The sequence below is a fragment of the Clostridium sp. genome, assembly GCF_036643715.1.
Taxonomy (GTDB): Bacteria; Bacillota; Clostridia; order Clostridiales; family Clostridiaceae; genus Clostridium.
Genome location: NZ_JAVXRL010000015.1, coordinates 33,617 through 53,586, shown reverse-complemented (window position 1 = coordinate 53,586; position 19,970 = coordinate 33,617). Strand labels below are relative to the sequence as shown.

13 protein-coding genes and 2 pseudogenes are annotated in these 19,970 nt (G+C 30.5%); 1 reads left to right on the top strand and 14 read right to left on the bottom strand.

Translation table 11 applies throughout. The annotated features are described in order from the left end of the window. The 3 genes and pseudogenes from dnaE (RSF37_RS06355) to whiA form a co-directional block, all read right to left on the bottom strand. Positions 1 to 1,169 (bottom strand): annotated as a pseudogene (dnaE, locus tag RSF37_RS06355) (DNA polymerase III subunit alpha); the annotation flags it as partial. Positions 1,170 to 1,509: 340 nt separating this feature from the next. Beyond that, a pseudogene (gene dnaE, locus RSF37_RS06350) lies at positions 1,510 to 2,769 on the bottom strand (DNA polymerase III subunit alpha); the annotation flags it as partial. Between the two features lie 35 nt (positions 2,770 to 2,804). After that, entirely contained in the window at positions 2,805 to 3,755 is a 951-nt protein-coding gene (whiA, locus tag RSF37_RS06345) for a DNA-binding protein WhiA (RefSeq protein WP_332563562.1), read from the bottom strand. A gap of 196 nt (positions 3,756 to 3,951) precedes the next feature. On the opposite strand from whiA, the gene RSF37_RS06340 reads away from it, so the two are divergent. After that, positions 3,952 to 5,028 carry a VanZ family protein gene (locus RSF37_RS06340; RefSeq protein ID WP_332563561.1) on the top strand — a complete coding sequence of 359 codons (1,077 nt, stop codon included), beginning with the start codon at positions 3,952 to 3,954 and terminating at the stop codon, positions 5,026 to 5,028. A gap of 52 nt (positions 5,029 to 5,080) precedes the next feature. Here RSF37_RS06340 and RSF37_RS06335 read toward each other — a convergent pair whose 3' ends face one another. The 11 genes from RSF37_RS06335 to uvrA all read right to left on the bottom strand — a co-directional run bounded on the left by RSF37_RS06335 (position 5,081) and on the right by uvrA (position 19,690). Continuing rightward, the gene (locus tag RSF37_RS06335; protein ID WP_332563560.1) at positions 5,081 to 6,451 is read right to left on the bottom strand and encodes a gluconeogenesis factor YvcK family protein; all 1,371 of its coding nucleotides are present in this window, start codon (positions 6,449 to 6,451) and stop codon (positions 5,081 to 5,083) included. Beyond that, positions 6,448 to 7,326, bottom strand: a complete 879-nt coding sequence (gene rapZ / locus RSF37_RS06330) for an RNase adapter RapZ (RefSeq protein WP_332563559.1) — start codon at positions 7,324 to 7,326, stop codon at positions 6,448 to 6,450. Before rapZ ends, RSF37_RS06335 begins: the two co-directional genes overlap by 4 nt. A gap of 99 nt (positions 7,327 to 7,425) precedes the next feature. Next, positions 7,426 to 8,526, bottom strand: coding sequence for a histidinol-phosphate transaminase (hisC, locus tag RSF37_RS06325; protein ID WP_332563558.1), 1,101 nt, complete (start codon positions 8,524 to 8,526; stop codon positions 7,426 to 7,428). A gap of 38 nt (positions 8,527 to 8,564) precedes the next feature. After that, positions 8,565 to 8,885: a hypothetical protein gene (locus RSF37_RS06320; RefSeq protein WP_332563557.1), complete on the bottom strand. Its 321-nt coding sequence runs from the start codon at positions 8,883 to 8,885 to the stop codon at positions 8,565 to 8,567. A 124-nt stretch (positions 8,886 to 9,009) separates the two neighbouring features. Then, entirely contained in the window at positions 9,010 to 9,918 is a 909-nt protein-coding gene (gene murB, locus RSF37_RS06315) for a UDP-N-acetylmuramate dehydrogenase (RefSeq protein ID WP_332563556.1), read from the bottom strand. A gap of 96 nt (positions 9,919 to 10,014) precedes the next feature. Next, complete coding sequence (gene uvrC, locus RSF37_RS06310; protein WP_332563555.1) at positions 10,015 to 11,886, bottom strand: excinuclease ABC subunit UvrC; 1,872 nt, start codon at positions 11,884 to 11,886, stop codon at positions 10,015 to 10,017. Positions 11,887 to 11,936: 50 nt separating this feature from the next. Next, positions 11,937 to 13,397 carry a GGDEF domain-containing protein gene (locus tag RSF37_RS06305; RefSeq protein WP_332563554.1) on the bottom strand — a complete coding sequence of 487 codons (1,461 nt, stop codon included), beginning with the start codon at positions 13,395 to 13,397 and terminating at the stop codon, positions 11,937 to 11,939. A gap of 126 nt (positions 13,398 to 13,523) precedes the next feature. Then, the gene (locus RSF37_RS06300; RefSeq protein WP_332563553.1) at positions 13,524 to 14,999 is read right to left on the bottom strand and encodes a peptidoglycan D,D-transpeptidase FtsI family protein; all 1,476 of its coding nucleotides are present in this window, start codon (positions 14,997 to 14,999) and stop codon (positions 13,524 to 13,526) included. Position 15,000: 1 nt separating this feature from the next. Further along, the gene (locus RSF37_RS06295; protein WP_332563552.1) at positions 15,001 to 16,221 is read right to left on the bottom strand and encodes an FtsW/RodA/SpoVE family cell cycle protein; all 1,221 of its coding nucleotides are present in this window, start codon (positions 16,219 to 16,221) and stop codon (positions 15,001 to 15,003) included. Between the two features lie 19 nt (positions 16,222 to 16,240). Continuing rightward, positions 16,241 to 16,699 carry an FHA domain-containing protein gene (locus tag RSF37_RS06290; protein WP_332563551.1) on the bottom strand — a complete coding sequence of 153 codons (459 nt, stop codon included), beginning with the start codon at positions 16,697 to 16,699 and terminating at the stop codon, positions 16,241 to 16,243. A gap of 165 nt (positions 16,700 to 16,864) precedes the next feature. Then, positions 16,865 to 19,690 carry an excinuclease ABC subunit UvrA gene (gene uvrA / locus RSF37_RS06285; RefSeq protein WP_332563550.1) on the bottom strand — a complete coding sequence of 942 codons (2,826 nt, stop codon included), beginning with the start codon at positions 19,688 to 19,690 and terminating at the stop codon, positions 16,865 to 16,867. Between the last annotated feature and the right edge of the window lie 280 nt (positions 19,691 to 19,970).

Genomic DNA, 19,970 nt, shown 5'->3' with positions numbered 1-19,970 from the left:
CCCATAACGGAGTTAAGCATAGCTGCAATCATTTCGACTGGATAGTACCTCATTAAGTATGCTGTTTGATAACCTACAACACCGTAGGCCGCAGCATGACTTTTGTTAAAAGCATATGAGGCAAAATCCATCATCATATCATATATCTTATTCGCTGCTTCTTCAGAAATGCCATTCCTTAAACATCCTGGCACTTCTACATTTCCATTTTCATCTTCTATTCCATAGATGAAATTCTTTCTTTCCTCTTCCATGACCTTATGTTTTTTCTTTGACATAGCTCTTCTAACAAGGTCACTTCTTCCCATTGAATATCCTGCTAATTTCCTAACTATTTCCATTACTTGTTCCTGGTAAACCATTACTCCATAGGTAACATTTAGGATATCTTCAAGTTCTGGAGTTGCGTACTCCACCTTCTCTGGGTTTCTTTTTCTTTCTATATATCTTGGTATTTCAGCCATTGGACCTGGTCTATAAAGCGAAATACCCGCAATTATATCTTCTAATGAGTCAGGTTTAAGTTCCTTCATGAAGGATACCATCCCCGCTGATTCTAATTGGAATACACCAGCAGTTCTACCTTCCCCAATCATTTTATAAACTTCTTTATCGTTAATATCAATTTTATCTAAATCAATATCTACACCTCTGTTATATTTGATCATTTTAATTGCATCATTCATAACAGTTAAAGTTCTAAGTCCTAAGAAGTCCATCTTTAATAGTCCAAGCTCCTCTAATGTAGTCATACCGAATTGAGTTACAATCATTTCTTCATTTTTTTGAAGTGGTACATACTCTACTAAAGGCTTTGAAGCAATAACTACACCAGCTGCATGGGTTGATGAGTGCCTTGGTAATCCTTCTAAGTCACGGCTTACATCAATAAGATTTTTAACTCTGTCCTCATTGTCGTAAGCTTCCTTAAGCTCTGGATTAAGGTCTAATGCCTTTTCTATAGTTACTCCAAGCATCGTAGGTATCATCTTAGCTATTCTATCAACCTCTGCATATGAATAGTTCATCGCCCTTCCTACGTCTCTTATACAGGCTCTCGCTGCCATTGTTCCAAAAGTTATTATCTGAGATACATTATCTTCTCCATACTTTTCAACAACATAATCAATTACTTCCTGTCTTCTTTCATAACAAAAATCGGAATCTATCTATTACTACCCTTTCTTTCGAAATACTTTAACACTACTTTATGTAGTGGGTATAGACTATATCTTCACCCACCGACCTCTACGGTTTGGGCTGCCCCGCTTCGCTCATTTTATAATTTAATGAGCTACGTGCCTTCGCACTAGTCGTTGAACGTTTCCCTATTGAGGACTTCGCTGCTAATAACCCAATCTATTAATTTTTTAAACCATCACACTTAAGCTTATTTCATCTTTATGTTGTGGTACTAATAGCTTAAGGGCTTCCTAGCAATTCAAGGCTCTTTAAGTATATTATTTCTAATATACACGACTATAATTTAGTTTTTCAACCTAAACCTTAATCTGGCATACTTACTCTTTCTGGATTTAAGAATCTTTCAAAAAGTAAACTATATTTTATTGGATCAATCTTTGTTATTCCAAGAGTGAAAGCAACAATTGATCCTGCAGCTGATCCTCTTCCTGGTCCCGTTGGTATTCCATTCTCATTTGAGTACCTTATAAAATCCCAAACAATTAAAAAATAATCAACATATCCCATTTGACCAATTACAGAAAGCTCATATTCAAGCCTATCAATTAGAACTTTAGCCTCCTCATCAGTATCACCTAAAGCGACTATACTGTCATAATCATATTCACTGCTAACAAAGTCCTTAAATACGGGATATCTTTCAATAAGTCCCATAAAACAAGTATCTCTAAGGTAAATGAAAGGGTCAGTCCCCTCAGGTAACGGGAATTTTGGAAGCTTTGATACGTGAAACTCATAATCAAAGTTACATTCCTCTGCTATCTTCACAGTATTTTCTAAAGCTTCAGGAATATATGAAAACATATCATACATTTCTTCTCCTGACTTTAAATAAAACTGATCTGATGGATATCGTCTTCTATCGCTATCATCAACTGTTTTACCAGTTTGAATACACATTAAAATATCATGTGATTTAGAATCTTTTTGATCTATATAGTGGACATCATTTGTGGCAATTAGAGGTATTCCAGTCTCTTTAGATAATTTTATATTTAATTCATTAACTTTTCTTTGCTCCTCCATACCATGATTTTGAAGCTCTAAGTAAAAGCCATCTTTAAATATATCCTTATAAATTAGTGCAACCTCTTTTGCCTTTTCATAGTTATCATTAAGTAATGCTCTTTGAACTTCTCCACCAAGACAAGCACTTGATGCAATAATACCATCGCTATGTTTTCTTAAAAACTCATGATCTATTCTAGGTTTATAATAAAATCCATCAATAGATGCTTCTGATACAATCTTCATTAAGTTCTCATATCCAGTTTCATTTTTAACTAATAAAACTAAGTGATTTGTTGTATTATCTTTATCAACATTTTTTATGTGCATTGACTTAGCTGCAACATAAACTTCACATCCAAGAATAGGCTTAATACCTTCTTCTTTAGCTGCTCTATAGAAATCAACACAGCCATACATAACACCATGATCTGTTATAGCCATGCTTTCCATCCCAAGTTCTTTTGCCTTCTTAAGAAGTTTCTTAATCTTACCCGATCCATCTAGCAAGCTATACTCTGTATGCAAATGCAAGTGGCAAAATTTCTTCTCTTTCAATGAACCACATCCCTTCTATTAAAAGAGAAAGGTCATTAGTATGTACCTGACCTTATCTCTTCTGCTATTTTTTCAATTTTTCTTAATCTATGATTAACTCCTGATTTTCCAACAGGAGGATCTAGTATCTCTCCAAGTTCCTTTAAGGATTCCTCAGGATACTGTAATCTAAGCTCTGCAATTTCTTGAAGATTTTTTGGTAATCTTTGAAGTCCTATGCTTGATTTTATAAGTTTTATACTTTCAACTTGTCTTACTGCTGCATTAACTGTTTTTGAAAGATTTGCAGTCTCGCAGTTAACAAGTCTATTAACGTTGTTTCTCATTTCTTTTTTTATTCTTATATTTTCTAATTCAAGAAGACAAGTATGAGCACCTAATATATTAAGTAAATCTACTATTTGTTCTCCTTCTTTTATATAAATTATAAAACTATTTTTTCTTTGAATAACTTTAGAATTAAGTCCACAACTATTTATAAGATCACATAAATCATTTGCATACTCTTCACTATGAGTTACAAATTCTAAGTGATAAGTTTTCTCTGGGTTACTTATGCTCCCACCACCTAAGAAAGCTCCTCTAATGTAGGCTCTCTTTGATTCATCAGTACTTACACCTTCTGGATCTATTGAATAATTTAAACTCATAACTCCATCAACTTCTCTAAGTATTCCTGTTTCTTCAAGAAGTCCTCTAACACCCATTTCTTCATCTATAACAACCATATATATATTGTTTTTCTTTAATGAATTACTTTTTTTAACCATTAATTTAGAATGGATATTAAAATGCTCTTTTAGTAATGTAAATATAAGTCTTGCACTTGCAGGATTTTCTGTTGTAATTCTAAATGCTAATCCTTTTCCCGTAAAAGCAATAGTTCCACTAACTTTCATTATCCCTGAAATTTCTGCTAATGCTTCTTCTTTGCTAATGCTACTATATCTACAAATTTCTCCTTTAACTTTTGATGAAAACGACATTTATTGCTCTCCTTTTTATATACAATTATTAAAAGATATATCTCACTATATACATTATAAAATTATATCATAAATCTTCATAAATAATCACAATTCTACAGGTATATAATATATAATATATCTAGAATTTTAGGAAATATATTCTCAAGTTCTAATACTAAAGAAAATTTTATAAATTACAAAGGAGTATTTTTTTATGAAAGCATATTTATTCCCTATAAAAGTGGCACTCTTACTTTTTCCATTGTTAGCTGCTTTAATATCTCTACCTTATGCAGTTCACGATTATAGAAAGTACGGTAAAATAAATAAATTAAAGACATTCTTATTCTTTAGTTTTGTATTTTACATTATCACTGCATTCTTTATGACACTTTTGCCACTTCCAATTGTAGATAAACCGAGAATACCAGCTGGTCATTATATTCAATTAGTGCCCTTTACTTTTGTAAGTGATTTTTTGAGAAATACTAGTTTTGTTTTATCAAATCCTAGTAGTTACTTACATATTTTCTCTGAAGGTGCATTCATGCAAGTATTATTTAATGCAATCTTACTTTTACCACTTGGAGTTTACCTTAGGTATTACTTTAAGAGAAGTTTAAAGCAAACTATAATTATAACTTTCTTAGTTTCATTGTTCTTTGAAATTACTCAATTAACAGGAATATATGGAATTTATAAATATCCTTATAGACTATTTGATGTAGATGACCTTATGCTAAATACTTTAAGTGGCATTATAGGATATTATGTAACACCAATTTTTACATATATATTACCCGATATAAATAAAGTTAAATCCACACAATTTTCAGAAGGAACATACTCCCCTTATCTTAAACGAATTATAGCTTTTGTTATTGACTGGACTATATGCTCATTTTTCTTATTTTCAAATACTATATTTGTATTTATAATAGTAACTTTTGTTTACTTTATATTAATTCCTTACTTAACAAATGGATTTACAATAGGTAAGCGTTTATTAAAAATGAGATTAGAGGGCCATTCTAACCGATTAAGATTTATAGATGTATTTAAAAGATATTCTCTATTGATGTATGGTTATTTCCTTACAAACAACATATTATCAGATGCTAGTACTTATCTTGCTAATATAGAAAAATACGACTTTTTAATTTTAATTGGGTTCTTACAACTTATACTAAATTTATTTGTATTCATACATGTTGTATCACATATAATTAAGCATGACCCTGTACTATTACATGATAAAGTAAGTGGAATTATGGATATTGACATAAAATAATAATATTATTAATATAAAAAAAGAGTGGATTATTAAAAAATCCACTCTTTTACTAATTATTCTCTTTATCTTTTTCTCTCTTTTGCTTCTTTTCACTTTTGTCTCTTTCTTTAATACGTTGTGAAAGATACATATACTCAATTATCTTTCTTCTATCATAAAGAAGCTTCTTCTCCATAATAGTTTCAACTAATACTTGAGCTAAATAATCAGAATCATGCTTAATAGTTCCTTTACTTACTTTAACAAGATTCTTTTCAACTATTTCAATTCCAAATTCCTTAAGTTTACTTCTATCTATAGTAACTACATCAGAACTCTTCTCTTTATATTTACTTCTCATATCCTTACTTATACTTCCATTGTTTGCAATAACACAGTCCACTATATCCTTGCCACCATACTTTTTAAGCACTTTTATATGATCATAAACTTTAAAATTATCAGTTTCACCTGGTTGAGTCATTACATTTGAAATATATATTTTATATGCACTACTCTTTTTAATTTCACTTACTATACCTTTAACTAAAAGATTTGGGATAACACTAGTATATAAGCTTCCAGGTCCCATAACTATAGCATCCGCATCCTTAATAGCTTTAAGTGCTTCTTCTAACGGCTTAGCATCTTCTGGTACAATCATAAGCCTTTTAATTCGTGACTTTTGATTTAATGCTTCTTCTGGAATATCAGACTCTCCAGCAACTACATTGCCATTTTCAAGTTGAGCCATAAGCTTCATATCATCTAAAGTGACTGGGAGTACTTTACCTGTTACAGCAAGAACTGAACTCATCTTCTGAACAGCACCAACAAAATTATCTGAAACCCCATCCATTGCTGCTAAAAATAAATTCCCAAAACTTTGACCTTTAAGTCTTCCTTCTGTAAATCTATATTGAAGTAAGTCCTCCATTAAAGGCTCAGTATCAGCTAATGCTAAAATACAGTTTCTTATATCACCTGGAGGTAACATACCAAGATCCTCTCTTAATGCTCCAGATCCACCACCATCATCTCCAACAGTAACAATAGCTGTTATATTTGATGTATAGTACTTAAGACCTCTAAGCATAGTTGATAAGCCTGTTCCACCCCCAATTACAACAATTTTAGGACCTTTAACTAAAAGTCTCTTTTCTGTTATAAGAGTCTCAATCTTTCTACTATCTAAAGACATCTTTAAATATCCTTTATTCATAAGTGCTATTACTGACTTTATTCCTTCTGTAATTGAAATATATATCACAAAAACTCCAGTAACGTTTAAACAAATATAAAATAGCTTATAGTAAATATCATAAACTCTGTGAGTAACAAGTTCAGTAAAACCAAAGGCAATTAAAAGAACCCCAAATAGCCCGAAGGCCATCCATCTTTTAACCTTTATCCCAGGCTTCAACCAGTCAGACAGCCTCATAGCTTCTTTTCTCCCTTATTGACATCTTCTGATATGTCTCTATGTTCGATTCCAGCTTTATAGCCCTCTTCAAGTAATAATTCATATATCTTATTTGCTATTGCAACAGATCTATGTCTTCCCCCTGTACAACCGATTGATATTATAAGCTGTCTCTTTCCTTCTTTACTGTAATTTGGTATTAAAAACTTAAGCATGTCTGTTAATCTCTCTAAGAAACCAACTGTTTCTGTTTGCTCTAAAACGTACTTTTTAACTGGTTCATCATTACCTGAATACTGTTTAAGTTCTGGTATATAGAAAGGATTTGGAATAAATCTAACATCAAATACTAAATCTGAATCAACTGGTATACCATATTTAAATCCAAAACTTAATACTGTTATTGATAATTCTTTATCTGGTTCCTCACTTGTACCATAATAACTATTCATCTTTTCTCTTAAATCTTTAATTGCATATTTAGATGTATCAATTATTACATCTGCTCTATCTTTAACTTCTCTTAATTTGTTTCTTTCTTCAGTTATTCCAGTAAGCACACGCGCTTTTGGTGCTAATGGATGACTTCTTCTAGCTTCTTTAAATCTTCTAACTAACACTTCATTAGAAGCTTCTAAGAATAGTATTTCATACTTGAAGTCATTGTTCTTTAAATAAACTAAGCTCTCAAATAAGTCATCAAAGAATACTCCACCTCTTATATCTATAACAATTGCTACTTTTTCTATACTTCCATTATTACAAGCTTCTGCAAACTTAGGTATTAATTGTGGTGGTAAGTTATCTACACAAAAGTATCCTAAATCTTCTAAACTTCTAGTTGCTTCTGTTTTTCCTGCTCCTGATAGTCCTGTAACTATAACAAATCTCATAATTTGCGCCTCCTTTTAAAGCTTAATTTATACTATTATATCATAATAAATTTAAATGGCGCTATGATTTATGCATACCGCCAAAATATATCTATATTACTAATTATCTCTTAACTTAATTGCATCTTTTAAAAGAGAAACAAACTCTCTATTATCCTTTTCTTTTCCTATGGATACTCTAATAAATCCTGGCATATTAAGTAAAAATCCCGGCCTTATTATGAAACCTTTTGATAATAAATATTCATGTATTACTCTATCATCTCCATTAACATCAACCATTATAAAATTAGCCTGTGATTCTAAATATTTAAGTCCCATATTATCAAATTCACTTTTTAAATATTCTCTCTGAATACTATTTTGTCTTATTACAAATTCAGTATGCTCATAATCCTTAATTGAAATAACACATGCTTTCTGTGCATAAAGATTACAATCAAAAGCATTTATTACTCTATTAATATATGATACAAATTCCACATTTGCTATACCGTAACCTATCCTTAAAGATGCTAATCCATATGCTTTAGAGAAAGTTTTTAATAAAACTATATTATCATATTTCTTCATAAGCTCTAAAGTATTTGGAAAGTCTTCTCTTGAAACAAATTCTTCGTAAGCTTCATCCATAACTATCATTACATGACTTGGTATCTTATTTATAATTGATTCAAATTCTTTTTCTGTAAATATAGTTCCAGTTGGATTGTTTGGATTGCAAAACCAAATAACTTTTGTTTTATCTGTTATTTGGTTTACCATCTCTTCTATGTCAAGCTTGCCTTCTTTTAATGGAACTAATATTGGAGTTCCCCCCATCAAAATAGTATTTGATTCATATCTTGGGAAGGTAATATCACCCATAATGCTTTCATCACCTTTATCTAACATAGTTAAACAAATATCTTTAATTAACGAATCTGATCCTGCCCCACAGAATACCATCTCTTCTTTAACATTAAATTTATTTGCTATTGCTCTCTTTAGATCATAAGATGATGCATCAGGATATAATCCTGTATCATTTAATATTTCATTTATAGCCTTTAAAGCTTTAGGCGAAGCACCATAAGGGTTTTCATTTGATGCAAGCTTTACTACTCTGTCTATTCCATACTCCCTCTTTACTTCATCTATAGGCTTTCCTGCTATATACGGTGCAAGGCTTTTTATCTCTTTTCTTATTGCTCTCTTCATAAATTCTACTTCCTATACTGGAAGCGCCCCCTTTTTAATTAATATATATTTCTTCTTAGCTTATCATTAATACTGCTACTAAGTGCTGAATAAGCAAATGCTGCAATAACAACAAGACCAAGACCTATGTACAAGCCAACTTTCCCAACAAAAATAGTTAATGCTGCTGTCGCAAAACATGCAAGTGCCATAAATAAATAATGAACCCCAAAGTCTATTGCTACCTTCTTTTTTCTCCTCACTTGTTTTACCTTTCCTTCTGTCATTGCAGGTATAAGTGAAATATTCTCATTTATTCCAACTAAAAATGCTAAAACTAGAAATACTGCTCCCCCACCAATTGTTAATACATATAACATATAATTCCCCCATTCCCTTTTTTTATAATATAATTATATCACCTTTATAAAAAACTGTAATACTAATTTATATATCAGTGTATAAAAAAATAGCCTGCATTAAAGCAGACTATTTATAAAATTCTTACTTTTCTTCACCTATTATTCTTACTTCAGTGTGAAGTTCTACGCCAAATTGGCTTTTAACTTCATCTTGTACGTGATGAATAACATCTAAAATATCTTGAGCTGTTGCTCCACCTTTATTAATAACAAAGCCTGAATGTTTGTTTGATACAGCTGCGCCTCCAACTGAGTAACCTTTAAGCCCTGCATCTTGTATTAGCTTTCCTGCAAAATATCCTTCTGGTCTCTTAAATGTACTTCCTGCTGATGGATATTCTAGAGGTTGTTTTGATTCTCTCTTATAAGTTAAATCATCAACTCTAGCTTTTATCTTTTCATGTTCTCCATTTGGCAACTTAAATGTTGCACTTAAAACTATAGCTTTCTCAGTCATAACTCTTGATGTTCTATATCCTAACTGTAATTCTTCTTTTGAATAAGTTATTATTTCTCCATCTTCAGTTAAAACTTCTGCACTTTCTATAACATCTGCAATTTCTCCATTATATGCTCCAGCATTCATAAATACTGCACCACCAATTGAGCCTGGTATACCACATGCAAATTCTAATCCAGTCAAATCATTTTCTAAAGCTGCTTTTGAAGCATCTTTTAAAAGTACTCCTGTATCTGCAATAACTCTGTCATCTTCTACTTTAATATTTTTAAGCTCAGTAAGTTTAATTACTACGCCTCTTATTCCACCATCTTTAACAAGCAGATTAGAACCATTTCCTATTATAAAATATGGAACTTCATTTTCCTTGCAAATTTTTAATGTTTTAACTACTTGTTCTTTAGTTTCTGGTATAAGTAGTAAATCTACAGGGCCACCTACTTTAAAATATATATGCTCGCTCATCTTTGCGTTAACTTCTATTTGATTTTTTGAATATATGTCTTTGAATAATTCGCTATATTTATTCATTCATGAAAACTCCTTGAAATATATTTTTTACAATTATTTAGTATATTCTAAATTGGAAATTAAAACAAGCCTTATAAGTTTACATTTCCATTACTTTTACTCTTTTTTAACACCATTGAAATATTCTAGTATACTTTTTGCTGATTTTCTATCAATACTTGGTGTCTCTAATAATTCTTCTAATGTAGCTCGTTTTACCTTATCTACACTTCCAAATTTTATCAAGAGTTCTTTTCTTCTTCTCTCACCGATATAAGGTATATCATCTAATATAGAATGTAATGTTCTCTTATCACGAAGTGATCTGTGATAAGTGATTGCAAACCTATGGACCTCATCTTGAATACGTCTTATTAACTGCATCAAGTTAGAACCTCTGTTTATTATAATTTCTTCATTATTATATATTATTCCTCTAGTTTGATGCTTGTCATCTTTAACAAGACCACAAACAGGTATTTCTATACCTAGCTTTTTTAGAACTTCTAGTGCAATATTTACCTGTCCTTTTCCACCATCCATCATTATCAAATCAGGAAAATTAGAAAATTTACCATTAGAAAATACTAGTTCTCTCTCCTGTATCTCTTTGATTTCTCTGAGCCCATGAGAGAATCTTCTTTCTAATATTTCTCTCATACTATCATAATCATTAGCACCTTTTACAGTTTTTATTCTAAATCTTCTATAATTACTGTTTTTTGCTTTACCATCTTCAAATACAATCATACTTCCTACAGAGTCTACCCCCTGAATATTTGATATATCATAAGCTTCAATTCTATGTGGTAACTCCTCAAGTGATAACATGTTAGTTAGTTCCATTAATGCTATATTATTTATCTCTTTTTCCATAACTATCTTTTCTTTAAACTGTTCTAAAGTTATTTTGGCATTTTCTCGAACCATTTCTAACATACTTTTCTTATCACCTTTTTGAGGTATCTTTAAAGTAACTTTTGATTCCCTCTTAACAGATAAGAACTCTTCAAGAACTTCTTTATCTGATACTTTTGGTATATAAATAGTTTTTCCTATCTTAGTTGCTCCTCCATAAAAGTTTACAATAAATTTAGAGATTACATCAGCAGTATCTTCTAATACTGTATTCTCTATCATAAAATGTTCTCTTCCTGTAATCTTTCCACTTCTTAAAAAGAATATTTGTATGCAACTATCTTTCTCATCACTATATATATTTATGAAATCTTCATCCTCATCTGTTACTTTAAACATCTTTTGCTTTTGAACTAATGCATCTATTGCTAAAATTTTATCTCTATAAGAAGCTGCCTTCTCAAATTCTAAGTTCATAGATGCCTCTTCCATCTGCCTTTTAAGTTCTCTATTAACATCTTTATCCTTACCATTTAGTATATCAATAACTGAATTTATCATCTTCCAATAATCTTCTTTAGCTACGTAACCACCACAAGGTCCATTACATTTACCTATATGAAAATTAAGACATGGTCTTGTAGGTTTCCCACCTTCAATAATTGACTTTTTACAAGTTCTAATTGGAAATACTTTTCTTATTAAGTTAATAGTTTCATATACAGCTCCGCCATCTGTATAAGGACCAAAGTACTTATTTCCATCCCTTGCAAAGTTTCTTGTAACAAATACCCTTGGAAAATCTTCATTTGTTGTTATCTTAATAAAAGGATAAAACTTATCATCCTTTAATGCTATATTATATTTAGGACTATACTTTTTTATTAGATTACATTCTAATATTAAAGCTTCCATCTCCGAGTCTGTAACTATATATTCAAATTCAGCAATATTTCTAACCATCGCTCTTACTTTTTCTGAATGGTTTTTAGATTTTCTAAAATATTGTCTTACTCTATTTTTTAAATTCTTTGCTTTACCAACATATATTATCTCACCTAAGGAGTTCTTCATTAAATATACTCCTGGCTTTTCTGGTAATATTTTAAGTTGATATTCAAAATCAAACATCCCTTAAACCCCTCCTATTCTTTTGTATATACCCTCATTTTATAATTATATCACTTATTTCCCATATTTTTAGTATCATTTTTAAATATTTTATAGGAAGATCCTCTTTCTTTTTTAGCTTCATACATAGCTATATCTGCTTCTTTTATAATATTTGAAGCATCTTGTTTAATATCATAAAACCTACTTATACCAACACTTGTAGTTACATTGTACTTAACATTATAAATTAAAAATGGCTCTTTAAAAAGTTCTATTATTTCTTCCCCGTAAATATTTAAATTATTTCCATCTTTTAATATTTTAATAAGTAAGAACTCGTCTCCTCCAGTTCTAAAAGCTCTAATCCCTTTGTAATCTAACTTTTTTAATCTATTTGCAACTTCAATAAGAACATAATCCCCTGCTTCATGCCCTAATGTATCATTTATATTCTTGAATTTATCGATATCAAGAAGTGCAATAGCTACTTCTTTATTTATTAAATCTATATCTTCTTTTATATATTTATTAAAACTAAGTCTATTCTCTATTGATGTTAATTCATCAGTAATAGCCTGTTTATGTAGCTCTTTATTTCGTTCTATTGTTTTGTTTAACATTACTTTAAATTTAAATAGAAGCATCTCGAAATTTCCTGTAAGTACTGCAATCTCATTAATATTACTTTCTGGCCACTTAATATTTCTCTTACTCTCAGTCTCTTTAGATGCATCACTAATTACATATACAAGATCTTCTATTTCTAATATCAGCTTCCTACCTACAAAGTACGCACATACTGCAAGAATAGATGTAATTATAATAACTATTTTAGTCTGTATCAATCTTTCCGCTAATATTTCATTCATGTATCTTTTTATGTTTTCATTAGGTAATTCCATTACAACTTTATAATAGGCTTCTACTTCACTATTATTATTTCTTCCTACTAAAACAAAGTTCAATGTAAATGGAATTATTACAAGTACTGCTAATATATAAAATATAACTTCTTTAAGTACTATCTTACCCTTTCTTCTTTCATTGAACGCTTTGCTTGATGAGACATAAAACAAAAGTAAATCTGCCATTAATGCATCTAATATAATATTTGATACTCTATCTATTGTTTGCAATTCAGATAACACATCTGTTTTATATATTATTGAAGCTATAAAATACATTATTAGCGCATATATAATCGCTCTCATAGTTACTCTAATTTTCCCATTTAATACTTTACCCAATCCCCATATAAATAATATTTCTAATATATATCCAACATAATAAAACCTTGTATATCCAATTATCATCGTAGTCACTGCTATTGTAAGTATTGTTGCTAATGCATATATAATTCCATAAAACTCCAGAACTAATATAATAAATATTGATGCTAACGAAAAAAATGTGTTATATATATTGAATTTATAAAAATATGTTATTACTGATAATATAATTAATATAAGTAAAAAAACTAATTTTCTTTTAGTTTGATGTCCATCGAATTGTATCTTTTCATACATCATCTTCACCTCTAAAAAATATTTCCTTCTTTTAGTATTTACTTACATATAATTATTTATTTAGTTATATATGAAAACCTCCTAATACAAAAATATATTAGGAGGTTTATCAATTATAAGAAATTCAAATTATTTTAATGCTGCATTTATAACTTTTCCAGCAACTGTTGCTGCTTTTCCAGCTCCATATCCACCATTTTCTACAATTACAGCTACTGCAATCTTTGGATCATTTGCTGGTGCAAAACTTATAAACCATGAATGTGGAGTTGCAGGTGATCCATTAGGAAGGTTATGATCAGCTGTTCCTGTTTTACCAGCTGCGCCTGTTCCTGCAAAATAGCTCCATGTACCACTTTTAATATTTTTATCAACTAATGCCTTCATATATGATTTTATTGTTGCTGCATCATCTTCTGACATTGCTCTTTGATATTCTTTTGGTTTTTGAACTTCTATTGTATTTCCATCTTTATCTATAACTTTACTAACAAGATTTGGTTGCATAATAACTCCGTTATTTGCAACAGCACTTGCAACTAATGCCATTTGCATTGGTGTTGCCATTACTGTACTTTGACCTATTGCAGATCTTGCAATATCTCCGCTATATGTTAATTCAGGGAAAGTGCTTTTATCAATTACGAATCCATTTGATGGCACTTGCTCATTAAATCCAAACTGCTCCGCAGATTTCTTTAACTTAGAGTTACCAAGATCCATACCAAGTGTTCCGTACACTACGTTACTTGATACAATAAATGCTTTTTCTAAATCTATATTTCCATTTGCTTCGTTAGTTGAGTTATTTAAATCCTTATCCCCTGGGAACTTTAACTTTCCAGTATCATTGAAAGTCTTATTTTCAACTCCTGGAATATTATCAAGCGCACTTGCTGTTGTTACAACTTTAAATACTGACCCTGGAGGATATTGTCCTTGAATTGCTTTATTAAGGAATCTACTGTCCCCACCATTTCCTTCATTAGCTTTTTTCATTTCTGCTGCTAAATCATTAGGATTATATGTTGGTTTTGAAACCATAGCTAATACATTTCCTGTTTTAGGATCCATTGCAACAACGGCTCCTTTATTATCTCCTAATGCATCATAGGCAACCTTTTGAAGCTTGTTATCTAAAGTAGTAACAACTCCATTACCAATTTTATCTTTATCTTCTTTTCTATCAAAGAAGGCTGATTTTAAATTATCTATACTAGGATCATCCATTAGCTTCTTAAAACTAGCTGTCATATTTGATGTAGTTGTAAGCTCTTTATCATAAGCAGCTTCAAGACCAGTTATCCCAAATCTGCTATCAACGAATCCTAGTGGTGGTGCATAAACTGCACCTTCTGGATATACTCTCTTTTGAGTATTATTCTTTTCTCTAACACTCTTTGCTAGTACATCATTGTTTATGTCATAGATTGTTCCTCTTAATACTTTGTTTCTTGCTGCCCATGACCTTTGATTTCCTGGCTTTGCAGCTATCTCCGGAGCCTTAAAAACTTGGAAATATGCTATATATGTGATTAGGGCTATTAAGCAAAATAAGAAAACTATCATTACTTTTTTTACACTATTTTTTATGTCGTCCTTCATCTTAGCCCTCCTCTGATACTTTTTGCAATATTCCTAATGCAAAGAACATAGTTAACATTGATGAACCACCATAACTTATAAGTGGTAATGTTATACCTGTTAAAGGAATTACAGCAAATATTCCACCTATTATAACAAGAACTTGACATGCTATCATGGCACTAAATCCAACTGCTGTAAGTTGTGAGAATTCATCATCTGTAACAAATGCAGTTCTTATACATCTGTAAAATAAAAGGAAGTATATTATCATTATTCCTATTCCAAATACCATTCCAAATTCTTCGCAAATTATTGCAAATATGAAGTCAGATGTATTTATAGGGACAAATCCCGGATACCCCTGTCCAAGCCCAGAACCCATCATTCCACCTGATGAAATTGCATATAATCCTTGTACTAACTGATAACTTTGATCTTGAGTATATTCCCAAGGATTTCTCCATATAAGAACTCTTTCTCTTACATGACCAAATAGTTTATATGCTGCAACAGCTCCAACTGATGATAAACCTAAACATGCTAAAACATATCTAGCTTTTGTAGTTGCTATATAAAGCATTGTTACTGAAATACCAAAGAATATAAGTGCTGATCCTAGGTCTTTTTGAAGTACCATACAACCTAAACTGTACATTACAACTAGACCTGGTTGTATAAGACTTTTAAAACTTCCTTTTGAATTGTTTCCACTACTATACTCTCTAAGTGATGCTGATAAATACAATACTAACGCTATTTTACCAAACTCTGATGGTTGGAAACTTACCGGTCCAAACACAACCCAGTTTTTTGCACCATTAAGCTCTGTACCAATTAAAAGAGCCATAGGCATAAATGCTAATACTAAAATCATATATATATTTTTATACTTAGCAAAACTTTTAAAGTCCGGGAATACTTTAAGTACAACCATAAATACAACTATACTGACTAAAAACCAAACAAGTTGCTTCTCTGCAACTTTTGGATCAATTCTATATAGCATGGCTATCCCAATTACTACTAATATGCATGAAAATGTAAGTATAAACTTATCACCATCTGGGTAGAATTTCCTCACAACAAAATGTGCAATACCAATAACTACACATAATATTAACCCAAAGTATAGGGCATTCTTATCCATAGGAGTTTTTAGAATAGCTAAATTAGTGAACAGAGCAAGACATAGTATGTATGTAAGTACAAGCATTATGCTCTCTTTTTTCTTCTTTCTCATTTAATCACCTCATCGCTATTTAAGATAATACTTTAAATACTACAGTACCTATAGCTATTTGATCTTTAGCAAACAACTTAACTCTACCGCTTATTTTTTGGCCATTTAAAAATGTCCCATTAGTACTTCCTAAATCTTCTAATATTAATGTATTATTTTTTACCATTATCTTAGCATGATTACCTGATGCATATTGATCAGTTAATACTATTGAATTATTGCCTCGTCTACCTATTGTAGCCTCATCTTTAATCGGAATTACCGACCCAACCTTTAATGACGTATTATCCCCAATTTCTATTATCTCTATTCCATGATGTCTTCTAGAAGGAGCTGGTCTTCTTGGCGCACCGCCTTTGACATTCCCACCGCTTTTAACATCTTTTGCCATTATCTTTAAGGCATATACGATTATAACGTATAGTACTATGATAAATATTATTCCAAATACGCCTGCCATAAATTTTGAAAAATCCATCTTTTCACCTCAAAAAATTACTTTATCTTTTTGATTATACACCAAAATAATATTAAATTCACACATTTATATTACAATTATTGCACATTACAACTATTAACTAACTTATATAGTAAACTTTTATATAAGCTAGTTAATTTATTTATAATTTTTTACTTTTTTTATTTACTTTAATATTTTACTCAAGTATTGTCCTGTATATGACTTTTTAATTTTACATATTTGTTCAGGTGTTCCAGTGGCTACAATAGTACCACCTTTATCTCCACCTTCTGGTCCTAAATCTATTATATAATCTGCACATTTTATCATATCTAAGTTGTGCTCTATAACAACTACAGTGTTACCTGCATCAACAAGTCTTTGTAATATATAAACTAATCTATTTACATCATCTATATGAAGTCCTGTTGTTGGTTCATCTAATATATATAAAGTTTTCCCTGTACTTCTTTTTGAAAGTTCAGATGCAAGTTTAATTCTTTGAGCTTCTCCACCTGAAAGTTGAGTTGATGGTTGACCTAATCTTATATATCCAAGCCCTACATCATATAAAGTCTGTAATTTATTTTTTATTCTTGGAATGTGTTCAAAGAATTCTAGACCTTCTTCAACAGTCATGTTTAGTATGTCATCTATATTTTTGCCTTTATACTTAACTTCTAAAGTTTCTCTATTATATCTTTTTCCTTTACAAACTTCACATGGAACATAAACATCTGATAAAAATTGCATTTCTATTTTAATTATTCCATCCCCAGAACAAGCTTCACATCTACCACCTTTAACGTTGAAACTGAATCTTCCTGGCTTATAGCCCCTCATCTTAGCTTCTTGAGTTTGTGAGAATAATTCTCTTATTATATCAAATGTTCCTGTGTAAGTTGCAGGATTTGATCTTGGAGTTCTTCCTATTGGGCTTTGGTCTATGTCGATTATTTTATCAATATTTTCATATCCCTTTATTTCTTTGTGCTCACCAACTGGATTTTTACTTCTATTTACTAGTTTATTTAACCCTTTATAAAGAATTCCATTTATAAGAGTACTTTTACCTGATCCTGAAACTCCAGTAACCATTGTTAATACTCCAAGCGGGAAATCTACCGTAACATTTTTTAAATTATTTTCTTTTGCTTTTGAGATTGTTATTTTATTACCATTACCTTTTCTTCTTTCTTCTGGCACTTTAATTTCTTTTTCTCCAGTTAAATATTTAGCTGTTAGTGATTTATCACATTTTTTAATTTCTTCTACAGTACCTGCAGCTACAATCTCTCCACCGTGTTCACCTGCGCCTGGTCCTATATCAACAACATAATCTGCTTCTCTTATAGTATCTTCATCATGTTCAACAACTATAACAGTATTTCCAACATCTCTAAGATTTTTTAAAGTTTGAATCAATCTATCATTATCCCTTTGATGAAGTCCTATACTTGGCTCATCTAATATATATAAAACTCCCATAAGTGCTGAACCAATTTGAGTTGCAAGTCTTATTCTTTGAGCCTCTCCTCCTGATAATGTACCTGAATTTCTTGAAAGATTTAAATAATCAAGTCCTACATTAACTAAAAATTCTAGTCTACTTATAATCTCTTTTATTATTTGCTCACTTATAATTTTATCTTTTTCTGAAAAGTTAATACTCTTAACAAAGTCTAATTCTTCTTTTATTGCCATATTAGTAAATTCTGAAATATTCTTATCTCCAACAGTTACGGCAAGTGCTTCTTTATTTAATCTTGCACCTTTACATTTTGGGCAATGATTATTACTCATATATTGTTCTATATCACCTTTTATAAGATCTGAATTTGTTTCTCTATATCTTCTTTGAAGTGAGTTAATTTCGCCTTCCCAAGCTGAGTTATAAGTTGCTTTAACTCCTTCTTTTACATAATTAACTTTAAGTCTCTTTCCATCTGTTCCATATAAAATTATATTTACAATATCCTTTGGAAGATCCTTTATAGGAGTCTTTAAGTCAAACTTATACTCTTTGCTTAAAGCTTTCAAAAATGCAAAAGTCCATGAATCATCTTTAAGTCTTGCATCGCCCCAACAAGCTATAGCACCTTCCATAATACTTAAATCCTTATTTGGTATTATTAGATTTTCATCTATCTCTATTAATGAACCAAGTCCATCACAATAATCACATTTACCGAAAGGAGAGTTAAATGAGAACATTCTTGGTGCTAATTCTTCTATACTTATTCCGCAATCTGGGCATGAGAACTTCTCACTATATAAAGTATCGTCTCCTCCAATTTGATTTATAATTACTAATCCTTCTCCAATTTTTAAAGCTGTCTCTATTGAATCACTTAATCTTCCTTCAATTCCTTCCTTTATAACAAGTCTATCAACAACTGCTTCTATTGAATGCTTTTTATTCTTCTCAAGAATTACTTCATCTTCTGTTAAATCATATATTTCTCCATCTATTCTAGCTCTAACGAATCCGTTCTTCTTTATATTTTCTAATATTTTATCGTGTGTTCCTTTTCGTCCTCTTACAACTGGTGCTAGAACTTGTATCTTTGTTCTATCTTCTAATTCCATAACTCTATCTATTATTTGGTCCACTGATTGTTGTGTTATTCTTTTTCCGCACTTTGGACAATGTGGTACTCCAACTCTTGCATATAGTAATCTTAAATAATCATATATTTCAGTTATTGTACCAACTGTTGATCTTGGGTTTTTACTTGTTGTTTTTTGATCTATTGAAATTGCAGGTGAAAGTCCCTCTATATATTCAACATCAGGTTTATTCATTTGTCCTAGGAATTGTCTTGCATAAGCTGATAATGATTCAACATACCTTCTTTGTCCTTCTGCATAAAGAGTATCAAATGCTAATGATGATTTTCCTGAACCTGAAAGTCCTGTAAATACTACTAATTTATCTCTTGGTATTTCTAAGCTAACATTTTTTAAATTATGTACCTTAGCTCCTTTTATTATTATTTTATCCTTCATTTTGTTGTTACCTCTCTTTTAACTTATATCTTTATTTTAGACTTATAATTACTAATTAATCCTCGAACATAAGTTCCCGTATAATAATTTTAAGTTTCTCACCCTATATTGTCAATTATATCACTTGTTTTTTTTATTTATTGATTACTATTTTTTATTAAACAATATTTCATTTTTTCTTTATAAGTTCTTAAGATTTGACTATATAAATAGGCTATACTAAAGTAACTTTCATCAAAAACACTAGGTTTTCTCAATTATTTAGTATAGCCTTTTACTT

Coding starts and splice junctions, on each gene's coding strand:
- whiA (WP_332563562.1), bottom strand. CDS start 3,755: ATGTCGTTTTCATCAAAAGTTAAAGGAGAAATTTGTAGATATAGTAGC.
- RSF37_RS06340 (WP_332563561.1), top strand. CDS start 3,952: ATGAAAGCATATTTATTCCCTATAAAAGTGGCACTCTTACTTTTTCCA.
- RSF37_RS06335 (WP_332563560.1), bottom strand. CDS start 6,451: ATGAGGCTGTCTGACTGGTTGAAGCCTGGGATAAAGGTTAAAAGATGG.
- rapZ (WP_332563559.1), bottom strand. CDS start 7,326: ATGAGATTTGTTATAGTTACAGGACTATCAGGAGCAGGAAAAACAGAA.
- hisC (WP_332563558.1), bottom strand. CDS start 8,526: ATGAAGAGAGCAATAAGAAAAGAGATAAAAAGCCTTGCACCGTATATA.
- RSF37_RS06320 (WP_332563557.1), bottom strand. CDS start 8,885: ATGTTATATGTATTAACAATTGGTGGGGGAGCAGTATTTCTAGTTTTA.
- murB (WP_332563556.1), bottom strand. CDS start 9,918: ATGAATAAATATAGCGAATTATTCAAAGACATATATTCAAAAAATCAA.
- uvrC (WP_332563555.1), bottom strand. CDS start 11,886: ATGTTTGATTTTGAATATCAACTTAAAATATTACCAGAAAAGCCAGGA.
- RSF37_RS06305 (WP_332563554.1), bottom strand. CDS start 13,397: ATGATGTATGAAAAGATACAATTCGATGGACATCAAACTAAAAGAAAA.
- RSF37_RS06300 (WP_332563553.1), bottom strand. CDS start 14,999: ATGAAGGACGACATAAAAAATAGTGTAAAAAAAGTAATGATAGTTTTC.
- RSF37_RS06295 (WP_332563552.1), bottom strand. CDS start 16,221: ATGAGAAAGAAGAAAAAAGAGAGCATAATGCTTGTACTTACATACATA.
- RSF37_RS06290 (WP_332563551.1), bottom strand. CDS start 16,699: ATGGATTTTTCAAAATTTATGGCAGGCGTATTTGGAATAATATTTATC.
- uvrA (WP_332563550.1), bottom strand. CDS start 19,690: ATGAAGGATAAAATAATAATAAAAGGAGCTAAGGTACATAATTTAAAA.